The sequence below is a fragment of the Paenibacillus durus ATCC 35681 genome (assembly GCF_000993825.1).
In the GTDB taxonomy this organism is placed as follows: domain Bacteria; phylum Bacillota; class Bacilli; order Paenibacillales; family Paenibacillaceae; genus Paenibacillus_AQ; species Paenibacillus_AQ durus_B.
Genome location: NZ_CP011114.1, coordinates 1,697,567 through 1,710,110, shown reverse-complemented (window position 1 = coordinate 1,710,110; position 12,544 = coordinate 1,697,567). Strand labels below are relative to the sequence as shown.

General features: G+C 50.9%; 12 protein-coding genes. 3 read left to right on the top strand and 9 right to left on the bottom strand.

Annotated features, from left to right (window positions below; all coding sequences use genetic code 11):
- Positions 1-133 precede the first annotated feature (133 nt).
- A complete protein-coding gene (locus VK70_RS07675) occupies positions 134-550 on the top strand; it encodes a MarR family winged helix-turn-helix transcriptional regulator (RefSeq protein ID WP_025695333.1) in 417 nt (138 codons plus the stop codon).
- Between the two features lie 42 nt (positions 551-592).
- Here the strand turns inward: VK70_RS07675 and VK70_RS07670 are convergent, their stop codons facing one another.
- The 6 genes from VK70_RS07670 to VK70_RS07645 all read right to left on the bottom strand — a co-directional run bounded on the left by VK70_RS07670 (position 593) and on the right by VK70_RS07645 (position 6,906).
- Positions 593-1,225 (bottom strand): C40 family peptidase, encoded by a 633-nt coding sequence (locus VK70_RS07670; RefSeq protein WP_025695334.1) that lies wholly within the window; start codon positions 1,223-1,225, stop codon positions 593-595.
- 266 nt (positions 1,226-1,491) lie between these two features.
- Positions 1,492-2,013, bottom strand: a complete 522-nt coding sequence (locus VK70_RS07665; protein ID WP_025695335.1) for a hypothetical protein — start codon at positions 2,011-2,013, stop codon at positions 1,492-1,494.
- A 52-nt stretch (positions 2,014-2,065) separates the two neighbouring features.
- Entirely contained in the window at positions 2,066-3,778 is a 1,713-nt protein-coding gene (locus VK70_RS07660) for a glycoside hydrolase family 66 protein (protein WP_025695336.1), read from the bottom strand.
- On the bottom strand, positions 3,775-4,596 hold the full coding sequence (locus VK70_RS07655; protein WP_025695337.1) for a carbohydrate ABC transporter permease: 822 nt from the start codon (positions 4,594-4,596) through the stop codon (positions 3,775-3,777). Before VK70_RS07655 ends, VK70_RS07660 begins: the two co-directional genes overlap by 4 nt.
- Positions 4,597-4,607: 11 nt before the next feature.
- Entirely contained in the window at positions 4,608-5,489 is an 882-nt protein-coding gene (locus VK70_RS07650; protein WP_025695338.1) for a carbohydrate ABC transporter permease, read from the bottom strand.
- Between the two features lie 82 nt (positions 5,490-5,571).
- Entirely contained in the window at positions 5,572-6,906 is a 1,335-nt protein-coding gene (locus VK70_RS07645) for an ABC transporter substrate-binding protein (RefSeq protein ID WP_025695339.1), read from the bottom strand.
- Positions 6,907-7,090: 184 nt separating this feature from the next.
- Between VK70_RS07645 and VK70_RS07640 the strand changes: the two genes are divergently transcribed.
- Entirely contained in the window at positions 7,091-8,929 is a 1,839-nt protein-coding gene (locus VK70_RS07640) for a sensor histidine kinase (protein ID WP_025695340.1), read from the top strand.
- 5 nt (positions 8,930-8,934) lie between these two features.
- Positions 8,935-10,566, top strand: a complete 1,632-nt coding sequence (locus VK70_RS07635; protein WP_025695341.1) for a response regulator — start codon at positions 8,935-8,937, stop codon at positions 10,564-10,566.
- Positions 10,567-10,647: 81 nt separating this feature from the next.
- Here the strand turns inward: VK70_RS07635 and VK70_RS07630 are convergent, their stop codons facing one another.
- From VK70_RS07630 to VK70_RS07620, 3 genes are read right to left on the bottom strand one after another with little or no spacing between them, the layout of a single operon-like run.
- On the bottom strand, positions 10,648-11,478 hold the full coding sequence (locus VK70_RS07630; RefSeq protein ID WP_155986897.1) for a hypothetical protein: 831 nt from the start codon (positions 11,476-11,478) through the stop codon (positions 10,648-10,650).
- Positions 11,479-11,495: 17 nt separating this feature from the next.
- Complete coding sequence (locus tag VK70_RS07625; RefSeq protein WP_025695343.1) at positions 11,496-11,981, bottom strand: anti-sigma factor family protein; 486 nt, start codon at positions 11,979-11,981, stop codon at positions 11,496-11,498.
- Positions 11,978-12,517 (bottom strand): RNA polymerase sigma factor, encoded by a 540-nt coding sequence (locus VK70_RS07620; RefSeq protein ID WP_051505039.1) that lies wholly within the window; start codon positions 12,515-12,517, stop codon positions 11,978-11,980. Before VK70_RS07620 ends, VK70_RS07625 begins: the two co-directional genes overlap by 4 nt.
- Positions 12,518-12,544: the final 27 nt, after the last annotated feature.

Sequence of the window (12,544 nt, the reverse complement as noted above, 5' to 3'; positions counted from 1 at the left end):
ATACAACTATTATGCTGAAAATCAATATTACTTTTTTCACGTTACTTTCATCCAGGGTTATGTATTTTCACTTGTGGCTGGGTATTTTCACATATAATATGGAGAAGAGTATGAACTAAAGGACGGAAGAGCTATGGAAGATAAAAATTTGGATTTCATCAGCAATGAGATGATGACATTGATTCGCCGCGCCTCCCTGGACAAGAAGCATGGCGGGCTGGATCGTTCTAGCTATACCTTGCTGTGCCATTTGTCCAAACACGGCAACATTGGGGTTAAGGCTCTGGCGGAAGGACTCGGCCTGGACACCTCCACGATCAGCAGACAGACCAGTGTGCTTGAACAAAAAGGATACATAGAGCGAATACCTGATCCGCAGGATGGACGGTCGAGCTATTTTCAGATCACTGAGGCGGGCTCACGGAAGCTTGCCGAGGCGAGAAAAATCAGGTTGGACCGATACGAGCAAATATTTAAAGACTGGTCGCCCCAGGAATGCCGAACTTTCGGTGACATGCTGGCGAGACTTAACCGCACACTTGATGAATAGCGCCGATTTCTGCCGCCGTTTGCATCAGCTGCACTGCATCCATTAAACCGCCTGCTCCTCCAATTCGCTTGCCACTTCTTCCACATTTTGTATGTATTTTAGTCTGTCCCGGTTGAGAAGCGGGTAATCGTACAGAAGACCCTCGTAAACGATGTCGAATGCAGGATGGTGAAGAAAATCATTGGGCGTTACCAGTGTGGATGGCCGATCCCATAGGGAAAGTCCACTTTTACGCAGCACTTCGGATACAAACTGGGAGCAAAAGTAAGCATTTTTTGTCTCAATGTCAAGGTTCATCAGCACGCCTAATAATCCGATCAGATTGTAGCGATAGACATGCTTCTCCTTCTGAAAAGACCGGACGGTCCGAATAGCAGCGTCACGCTGCTGCTTCGAAATCCGCAAACGGAGCAGTGCGCAGCGAGTGCCGGGAAATTGACGGAAGGTTCCCTCATAAACATCTTCCTCGACAAACCCTCCAGCCCAAGGCTTCCTTGGGCATTTGCGGCCAAAACTGAATACATCATTCAGCTCCGCGTCGAGCGCCAGGAAGGCGTGGTTATATGGAGCGGCGGTGAAGCTTTTGATCAATGTTGTGAACAAAGTGCCCGTATCGGTCAACAACACATAGATGCTGCTCTCGGAATCATTGTCTCCATCTGTATTGTAGATCATTGTGTTCACCCCACTGCTAAAAAAATCTACCAAGTTGCTTAATATGGCAATACCTTTATCTACTAAAAACAGGATAGCAAATGACTAAATTCGCCGTAACTGTCCGGAGTTTAGTTTCGTTCTGGACTTTGGTCGCGGGACCTTCTTCGGCCAGCGGCTAGGAATACAACGGCTAAATGGTAAAGGATAAGAGAACCGCACTGCGGAAATGAACGAAAAAAGCGCCCGCACAGCGGACGCTCAAACGTTAGTTTGGTGTATTCAGGTTACTCCTCAAACCTCACAAATTCATCGGCATTAGCCCGGATATGGGCGGCGATTGTCTTCAAGCTTTCCTTTGAAACAAGCTGAAACCGCCGGTATAACCGCTCTACCTCGGCATTCAATTCCTTATCATGATCAAGGTCCGTAATTACGGCGTCCTTCCACTCCAAGCCGAGCCTGCGGTTTCGGGTCTCCAGAACCTCTTTCGTTTCTTCCAGCAGACGGGACATCTCCATATCGCCAAAAAAGCTTAATCCGTTCGTCACCCCGAACCACATGTCCGGATTCTGCAGCAGCTGGGAAATCCAGCCGTAATACTCCATCTCCGAATTCTTCGCGTGATCGTAAAAGACTCTGAACATGCACAGCGCCCGCTGTCCCTCGGAAAGACCCGAGATGACCCTGGCCTTCACCGCCATATCCTTGGCCCGGATTTGACTAAAGGTCGGCTCCATGCACGCCCTGCCTAGTCTTTCATCCTCCAACGACTCGAATTCACGCTTGCTCATTACCGCTAATGCCATAAAATCCCTCCTTTCCACATAATACCACAATCCTTACCTTCCACTGCGCCGTTCAATGCTCAATCACCAGCATACTCCACTGATACACGCTGGGCACGGTAACGGAAAGCACATATCCCCGATCACTTTCTTCAATGGAATATTCAAGCTCCTTCGGTCTGCCCATGTCGATATCGGGGCTCGCCGTAAATACGGACCGGACCGGACCGCTCAATTGAACGCGAACAGTTAGATTTTTCACCTCCGCCGGCCGGTTCTTTCCTTCGTTCCAATAATCCTCGGTGTTATTCGTCAGGTTGATGAACTGGATCAATTTCAACTGTTCATTCTCCCGGACCACGGTCCAGACTTTGCCGGGTTCGCCGTATGTGGAATAAGGTGCACCGTCGAATACGTATTCCAGATTGTCACCCTCCACATGCGTCATTGAGACATTGCGCAAAGACGGATCATACAGCAGATGAACGTAGCGGACCATAAAATCGTAATAATTCCGGATTTCGCACATGAAGGCATCGCCCGCTACGGAATAATCGACGTAATATCCTTGAGTCAGCACTCCGCCCTTCTCCCCCAGCAGCAGATGATATGCCCCGTGGGAGAAAATCACCGCCGACAGCAGCAGCGCGGCAGCGTGGGCTCTATCGATGGATTCCGCTGGCTCCAGCCGGAAAGGCTTCAAGTAGGCCGCAAGAATGACCGGCTTGCCATGGCCGAACTGCTGTGCCCAGGCAATAATCTGCTGAATATGATGGTATTTTTCATACGGATTCCATACCTCGATGTATACGGCATCCTGCGATGCCGCCGCGACCGTATCCACCGGCCAATTGCCCACATTGTTGAAGATCAGGCCGATGTCCTCTTTGGACTTGCTCAGTTCCTTGCGGGTGTTCTCGATCAGAACCGGGAATTGCTGCTCCAGCCGCTCCAGCTTTTTCACGCCGCCAAGTCTTGAAATGCCCGTCTTCGGATACCCGTACGTGTCCATATGGATGCCGTCGAAGCCGACCTGTTCAATCGCCTTTTTGTACTCCCCAATGATGTGACGATGCCAGGGCGACTCTTCGCTGATGTTCATTATCGTAAAAATATCGATGAAATCGATGACCTTTCCATTGCCGTAATACAGCGCCCAATCCGGATGCTTCCGGTAAAAATCCTGGCTGGCGGCGTAAACCGCTCCGTAGGCCATCGTCTTCATGCCATAGGAGCGGCAGAGCGCGATTTTCTCCTTCACAACTTGAAGGCTGAGCTCTCTCCCCATCAGATCGGTAAAAGTATCCTCCGGCGGAACGAGGTCGTCGTGGCGGTACATCCAATCGTAAAATTGCACCAGATTAATATGGAGCTTATTGAGGCTCTCCACATCCTTGGCATCCCCAAGCTCACGCGGATGAAAATCACTTAAAAACCCGTACCTCGGCGACTGCCGCCAGCTCGAAACGACATCAAAGGCGGTCGAGAAACGCACGGGCTCCGCCTCGTCCTGCTCAAGCAGCAAATCGACACCATATCCGCGAAAAGCTTCATCCGGCGGGCCAAAATCCAGAAGATGCGTTATAACGGCGCCCGGAGGAATGACGATATCATAGGCCTGGCTGTCCAACACGCGATTCACACATAGTATTTCCGCTGTTAGCCGAACCGTAACTTCGTGCTGGAGCGGATTATCCAGTTCAACCCTAATGCATACCGGTTCTCCGGTCAGATACTGGGCTTTATTAGGGTAAGCGTCTTTAATCGTTGGAAACATACGGTTCATCCTTTCACCGCTCCGGCGGTTATCCCTTTGACAAAATATTGTTGGAAGACCAAGAAAGCAAGGACAGCGGGCGCAAGCCCGATCACGGCCGCAGCTGCCATCAGATTCCACTGCGCGCCGTACTGCTGAAAGAACATGGAGACGGCCAGCGGAATCGTTCTCATATCTTGCCCCTGCAGGAAAAATACGGCCTGGCCGTAATTGTTCCAGATCGCCAGCCCCTGCAAAATGACGACCGCCGCCGTAACCGGACGCAGAAAATGAAACGTGACTCTCCAAAAGGCCGTAAACGGCGTGCACCCGTCGATAATCGCGGACTCCTCAATTTCCCGGGGGAGCACTTTAATGAAGCCGGTATACAGGAACACGGAAAAAGGAATGCCGTTCGACGCCATAAGCAAAATCATCGCCCAATGCGTATTGATGCCGCCAATCGATTTCATCAGCGTGTAAAGCGGCACGGTTATAATAATCGCCGGAATCATCATGCAGATCAGCAGCAGGTTGAACACCGATTGGTGAAATTTGTTGCTGTACCTGGCGATGGCGTAGCCCGCCGAACTTGCCGCGAGAATAATCAGAAAGGCACCTCCGACAGTGATAATCAGGGAGTTCAGCGTAGCGAGTCCCATTTTGGACGATTCCCACGCCTCCGAGAAGTTGGAGAAGTTGAAATCGGGCAGCAGCGACAGGCCGTTAAATAACGTGCGGGAGGGATTATTCAGCGCCAAATACAGCAGGATGTAAAAAGGGATCAAGGACAGCAGCGTCATGCCCGCTACCAAGGCGTATTTACCGATTGTTCGCGTATTTTTCATAGCGGCGGCCCTCACATTTCAAACTCTTTCTTATTGATATATCTCATAAAGAGAAAGACGGGAATGATGATCATGACGAACAGAATCATCGCTACCGCTGTCGAATAGCCGGTAAAGCTGCCGTACAGCATGCGAAGAATATAGATGCTCAGTGATTCCGTACTGTAGCCCGGCCCTCCGTCCGTCAGCGCGACGATGACCTCGAAGACGGACAGGGACCCGATAATGTTGGTGACGACATTGATTTTGATCGACTGAACGACCATTGGTATCGTAATATACCAGAGCGATTTCAAATACCCAGCGCCGTCGATTTCCCCGGCCTCGTACAGCTCTTTCGGAATGGACTGCAGCCCCGCCAGATAAATAATCATCGTCATCCCCACGAACTGCCACACATTGATGAACACGAGCACAATGAGCGCAGAGTTCGCGTTGCCCAGCCAGTCGCTTCCACCGGTGCCCAGATGCAGGCTCGCCAGCAAATGATAGAGAAAGCCCCGGTCCGGCTGCAGGATAAAATACCAGACATACCCCATAATCAGCGGGCTGATGACCGCCGGCAAATAGACGACCGCACGCACAAAGCCTTTTCCCTTAAACGGACGATCCAGAATCAGCGCGTACAAAAAGCCGAATACATTAAGCAGGGGAGCGCTTCCAATCGCAAAGAAGACGGTATTGTACACATCTTTCTTCGCCCGGGCATCATGAAAAAAATCCACAAAATTCTGCAATCCGATAAAACGCGGCGGGGCCATGCCGTTGGAATCTGTGAGGCTGATCCCGATACCCTGCGCCAGCGGATAAATGAAGAACAGTCCAAACAGCAGGATGGCCGGCAGTGCCATAAACAGATGCAAGTTATTCCATAGCTTACGCAGCAGATTCATCCGATTTCTCTCCAATCCATTGCCGGAACCCGGGCCGTATCATACGATTTCTTTCTTCCGGGTTCCGGTGTAATCATACGCTTTATCTGTGGGTTGCTTTCCAGGCTTTATCCCAGGCGTCTTTGTAAGCTTTGGCAAAATCAAGAGAATTGGCATACTGGCCCGCCAGCAGCTCCTGCACCATTCGGCCTGCATCGTCTCCCGAGAAGCCCGACGGTGAATCCGTGAAAGCGATGTTAACGCCGCTGCTCAGGGCCTGATTGGCCTGTTCTTTAAGCGGTCCCCAATCCGCGGTCACATCCGTAAACGCCGGAGGCGATTTCAGGAACTCGCTGTAGGTCTTCAGATTTTCCGGCTGCAGCAAGAATTCAAGGAACTTCTTCGCTTCTTCCGGATGCTTGGACTCGGCGGTAATGGCATATCTGGAATCGTCAGCGGAAAGGACGACCGGCTTCGTTCCATCCTGAATGGACGGGTAAGGGCTGAACCCGAGGTCACTCTGGAAGTCGGGGCTAATTTTGAGCAAATCTGCCACAACCCACATTCCTTGGCTGATCATCGCGGCTTTGCCTGTTGCGAACGCTTCTTTCTGATTGTCGTATGTCGCGGTCAAAGCGTCTTTGTTAATCAAGCCGGCAGCTTGCAGTTCCAGCAGACGTTTGGCGAAAGTGTCAATTGGCCCGTTTTCCTGATCGAACTTCAGTTTATCCGACTCATTGTTGATGAAGGCTTCGCGGGAGCTTTTTACGCCCAAATCCTGCTTGATAATGCCGTGAGCCAGGAACTCGATCAGATGTCCAAGCGTCCATGACTCCCTTCCGGCGATAAACAGCGGAGTCACATCCGGCTTCTTGTCCTTGATCGCCTGCAGATTCGCTTTAAATTCGTCCCAGGTCAATGCTTCTTTCAGGCCCAGCTCCTGGAATATTTTTTTGTTATAAAAAATGCCGGCCATCGTCACGTTCGTCGCCACCTGATACTGCTTGCCGCTCTTCACGTCCGTTGACAGCTCTTTGACCGCCGGCAGCACTCTCGGCCAGAACGGCTCATTTGAAAGATCCAGGTATTTGCCCTGATCGATATAATCCTGCTCTACCACGGTGGTAATGTCGGGAATGTCGCCGGAAGCGAATTTCACTTTAATCACATTGCTTGCGTCCTTCTGGTATTCCTGCTCCACTTCAATCCCCGGATTTTCCGAATTGAACTTCTGGATCAGGGTGTTCATTAAATCGACCGTCTCCACTTTTCCGGTAAAAAACTTCAGCTTCACGGTTTCTTTGGGGGCCGTTTCCTGAGCCGTGCCTGCGGCATTGCCGCTTGGGCTTGGCGAATCCTCGCTTTTTCCGCCGCAGCCTGCCAGTAAGCCGACCATCATCACGCCTGTGAGCAGCAAGCCCAGTTTCTTTTTTCTCATATTGACGCCTCCCTTTGTTGGCTGTTCCTCTGACCTGTGTTCCTTGTTACAGTCTCATCATAAGGGGGAATGCGCGAACGCAAAACACCGTATTTTTACACAAGGGTGCGGTTTTTGCAGATTCCCGAAAAACAAATTGAAGCGCATACAATAAATCGCTACACTGGTGTTGGGGGGAGTGAACATGCACAAATGGAAGCGCTACCGATATTGGAGCATCAAAAAAAAGCTGCTCTTTTTCTCCGTATTGTTCATTCTGGGTTCAGTCTTTCTTGCTTCCATTCTGTCCTATTCCAGATACACGATGGACTTTGAACAGCAGTCCTCCGAGCAGGTGCAGCAAATTATCGCCCAGGTCTCCTATAATATCGACACCTATCTGGATGATCTGTTCCGCCTTACCCTGTCGCCCTATATGAACGATGGCGTGATGCAGACCTTGGAGGAAGATGTGCAGAATTCCCAATTGGCCCAGTTGAAAAAGCGCCGCTTCATTGACAATTATCTCGAAGAGATGATGATTTATCCACGGAAAGATATCAATCGGGTCTTTATTTTGACGGATGAAATCTATACGGTCGGGCGCATGCCCATCAGCGTGGATTACGACAGCCGGTTTCAGGAATTCGATTGGTATAAGCAGGCGATGAATACGCAGGATTCCATTTTTGTGCCTACGCACACGCAGCAGATGGTGAAAAACGGCGGTCCTAAAGTTTTTTCCATCGTGAAGCAGCTCCGGAGCACTCGGGATACAGAGAAAATACTCGGGGCCATCAAGGTGGACGCCAACTATAACGGCATCGCCGTCATTTGCAGTAAAGTCGATATGGGCTCGGGCGGAGGCTTATTCATTCTGGATAATAACCGCAATGTGATTTACCGGAGTACGGACCGGTTAAACGCCGTATCCTTGTTCAATCAAGTCCAAGCAAGCGGCAAACCAACCATGACGATTAATCAGAGCGGCACCTCCTACCTGCTTAATTCAACGCTGCTCCCGCGCTCCAATTGGACGATTGTGGCTGTCAGCTCCATCAAGGAATTAAATCAAAAAGCGACGGAAACGAGAAATTTTGGCTTCTTCATCGCACTGGCCTGCTCGCTGCTCGCTTTTATCCTGATGTATTTCTTTGTCCGCCGTTTTTTGGCTCCACTGCTGCATATCGTGAAATTGATGAGAGAGGTGGAACAGGGGAATTTGCAGGTTTCTTTTCCCGCGCACCGGAATGATGAACTGGGGTATCTTGGCACCTCCTTTAACGGTCTGGTGTCCAGAGTACGTGAAATGCTGGAAGAAAATACCCAGCTGGTTAAGCAGGTATACGAGAAGGAGCTGCTCCAGAAGGAAGCCCAGGTACAGGCCCTATACAATCAGATTCGGCCCCACTTCCTGTTCAACACGCTGAATTTGATATCCATGCAGATGCAGACGGGCAAGCAGGACAAGGCCATCGACCATCTCCATAAATTAAGCAGCATGCTCCGCAGCATGACCCGGATGGATAAAGACATTCTCCTGCAAAAAGAGCTGGATTTGCTTGAAGCTTATTTAAGCATCCAGAGCAGCCGTTACGAAGGCAGGCTGGAGTACGAGCTGCAAGTTGATCCCGCTTTGCATGACATGCCCATCCCCGCCCTGCTGTTTCAGCCGATCGTCGAGAATGCGGTAATTCACGGCTGCGAAGCCAAGCGCGGACAGACCCGTATTGTTATATTCGGAGAAAAGACCGCGAGCGGCGAGGTTCTGTTCACGATCCGGGACAGCGGGCAAGGTATGAGCCCGGAAACGCTGCAGAAGCTTCGCGGCAAGCTGGAGCAGGTTCAGCCGGATCATCCGTCCGCTGGAGATCAGAACCTGGACAGCGCCTCTCGGACGGGAACCGGCATCGGCCTGGTTAATGTGAATAAACGAATTAAATTAAAATACGGTTCCGGGTATGGAATTAAAGTCGACAGTGTGCTGGGACAGGGAACGGCTGTATTTGTTCTTTTGCCGGAAACCGGATTGGGGAAGGAGTGATGAGAATGTATAAAGTGCTGCTTGTGGATGACGAACCGCTCGTACGCCAGTATTTGAGGATGCATATCGCCTCCAACCATCCGGATTGGGAGGTCGCGGGAGAAGCCATGGATGGTCAGGAAGCCTGGGAAATGCTGCAGGAGATGCGGGTCCATCTGGTCATTACCGACATTAAAATGCCTGTCGTTGACGGACTGGAGCTGTGCAGACGGCTGTCCCAATCGGAGAATCCGCCCATTATTCTGATTCTGTCCGGCTTTGATGAATTCTCGCTTGCCCGGGATGCGCTCCGCTTCGGGGTGCAGAATTATTTGCTGAAGCCCGTAGTCCATGATGAATTGGTAGAAGCTCTGGCAGAGGTTACCGCGCAGCTCGACCGTAAATTCCATGACGAGCTTGCCGCTCTGGCTATGAGAAAGGTCTCCAAGGAAAGCCAGGCGCAGGTCGTCAGGCAATTCCTGAAGGCCCTTGTAAGCGACGACAGCGTGGAGATCAAGGCCCTTTATCCCCTCGTCTTCCGCTTGAAAGTGCAGCTGATCGAAACCGAAGGTCTAATTATGGTGCTGGATCTGGATGAAGACCGGCTGGCCCAAAAAGGGATACCTTACGGCGACATTTCCGTCTTTCGCTTCATTCTCCATCAAATGACAGGCGAGCTGTCTGAAGCAAGCGGCTCCGGATTCGTCTTTCTGGACGAAGATCAGCATACCTGCGTGCTGGTGACGGGCGAAGACAAGAATCATATCGAGCATAAATGCCGTTCGCTTTATGAGAAAGTCTCTTCCGCCATGCTCGCCAATACCGGAATTACCGTCTCCGGCGCCCTCGGAACCTTTGAATCCGAGCTGTTTCATCTGCAATACTCCTATGCTAAAGCAGCCGAGACCCTTAACCATCGCCTGTTCCTGGAAGAACCTTTCCTGTTCAATGAACAGCATGAGAGCAGGCAGCTTCAGCGTCTTGCCATTCTGGAGCAAACGTTAACCTCTGTGCAATTGGCTATCCCGGATCGGAATGAAGCTGTTTTTTTAATGGCGGTGAAGCGTTTTTTTGAAAGTCTGCCGCATATTAGCTCCGTTCATGTCATGAAGTTCGGGTTTCATCTGCTAAGGCAGCTTGCGAACGGGCCTTTGGAACGCCAGAGCGGATTCGTGGAAAGCGCCTATCATCATCTCCAGCAGATGCATCGGAATCCGTCCGAGCTGTCCATCCAAGCGGTACTCGGATTGTTTCAGGAAATCTTTCATTGCCTGACCAAAGGCGGCCCGGAAGAGCCTGTCCACGAAAATGAACAGGACATTGTCAGCCGGGTCAGAGCTTATATCTACTCCCATTATGCGGAACCGTTAAGCCTTGCCCTGCTCGCCGAAAAGATGGGAATCTCGCCGGGCTATTTAAGCAGCATCTTCCACAAAACGATGCAGGAATCGTATATCAAATTTCTGACCCGGGTCCGGATGGAGCAGGCCGCAAAGCTGCTGAAGGCAAATCCTCCCGTGAAAGTATACGATGTCTCGGAGAAGGTCGGTTACGTCAGCGTAAAGCATTTTTCGCATGTATTTAAACAATTTCATCATATGCCCCCGGGCGAATATCAGGAGAAGCACTTGAGCGGTGCGGAATGGCCGTCACTTTAATCAGGCGCTCTCTTCGCGAACGCTCAGGCCAAAATGCTGCCCAGCCGAAATGTTCGCGGACTTCCTTTTTTATACAGTCTTCTATACAGTCTTCGAATTCCTCTTCATCTTCTGGGCTATCCACTGTGTGCCAATCCCCATAGACACCAAGACGACAAGGCACATAACAATCCAGCCTATTAAAGGGATATTCGCGAACGCGGCTATGATCGACGCGCCGATCAGCACTTTCACCCAATCTGAGCTTGGGGTCGGTCCATGAAACCATTCGCCAATGCGAGAACTCATCACCGTGATGCCCGCAGCAACGACGACGAGCACAGCTAACAGAATAAGGATTAAGATCGGAATGCCGACAACCGTGACAAGCAGCAACGCGCTTAGCGCCGTGATCATCAATCCGCTTAGGAAACCAATGTAAAGTAATCGTCCGATGGATTCACGCTGGTACCGGTCAGTGAAGGCGGCTATTTTCGTCCTTCCAATGATTCTAATGAGGACAGGCACAAGAATCATCAGCAGACTGCCCGCGAGCTGCAGCACCCACAACCCCAGGACAAGTCCGCCGCCAATCAGCAGGCTATTTTGCGTTGCGTTATCCAGTGAAATAGTGTATACATCGTCACCCAATACAGCTTTCGGGTCCTGCTTTACCTGTCCCCCGACCACAACGACAACGCCTTCTACATGGGCGGTGCTGCCAAGGCGAAGGCTACCATTAATAACGACAACCACACCGTTTACTTGGCCAAACACATCCGCATCGCCCCCGACAACATATACGTCGTCGACGGTCTGCCCTGCGGGCACGGTTGTATTCTGACGCTCGAAGATACTCTGCGCCGATGCCAAGCCAGGGATGAGGGACATCAGGAGTATGAAACAGCTTAATGTGTAAAATATCTTTCTCAATCCATTTTTCATCCCTTTCAATTGGCTGTCGTTTGCAGCAGTCTCCTGAGCGAGTACACGGATGCCGCAAGGATAACTAATGAGAGCACAACCGTTAGCCCGGTTAACACGGGCACACTGAGGATGAAATGCGACGCCGCATAGACCATAGCTGCCGTAAGTTTCAATAATCCATGAATCAGCTTCACTAATACTGACCCGCTCAGGAACCAAAAGACGCCAAATGTCAACACCATCATAAGAAAACCAAATGCCCAGCCCTTTTCAGCAGCTGCCGGGATTTTTTCTTCTGCAATGGACTGGAGAACCCGAACCTCTAAATGAGCCGGCGCTTGCATCCGATGGAATGTCTGCGCAAGGTCGCTTTGCATGACTAATAGGTCTTCCAGAAGCGCCTGACAGGACTCGCATTCCTCAATATGGTCTTCCACACGCTGCCTTTCGTCAGCATTCAACTCGCCATCGAGATAAGCCGACAATTGATCCTCCAGATGTTCAATCATCCCCGGTCCTCCTTTCCTAATTCTTTGCGCAGCGCCATTCGGGCGGCAAACAGCCGGGATTTCACCGTCCCCAGGGGGACTTCAAGGATATCCGCAATTTCTTCATATCGATACCCCTGCACTTCATGCAGCAGCAGGATTTCCCGATGATCGACAGTAAGCCTGGCCATAGCTTCCTCAATAGACAGCTTCTCCAGAGGGTCGGGCAAATGCTGATCCGCTATCGTCTCATCGGGCTCATCACGGAGCCGTTGTTCTTTTGCGCGTTTTTTCAATCGATCCTTGCACAGGTTAGAGACAATTCGGATGATCCACGATGAGAACGCGTATGCGTTGTCCAAGCCGGATAATGAATAATACACTTTAATGAACGCCTCCTGAGAGACGTCTTCCGCATCCATCCGGTCCCCCAGCATACCGGCAGCATATCGATATACATGGCCTTTATACCGTTTGACAAGCTGCGCAAATGCTTCTTTATCACCACGCCTAGCCCGATGAATGATCTGATTTAGTTCCTCGTCCACCACTCGCACCCTCAACTCCTACCAGAACGGAAGCTT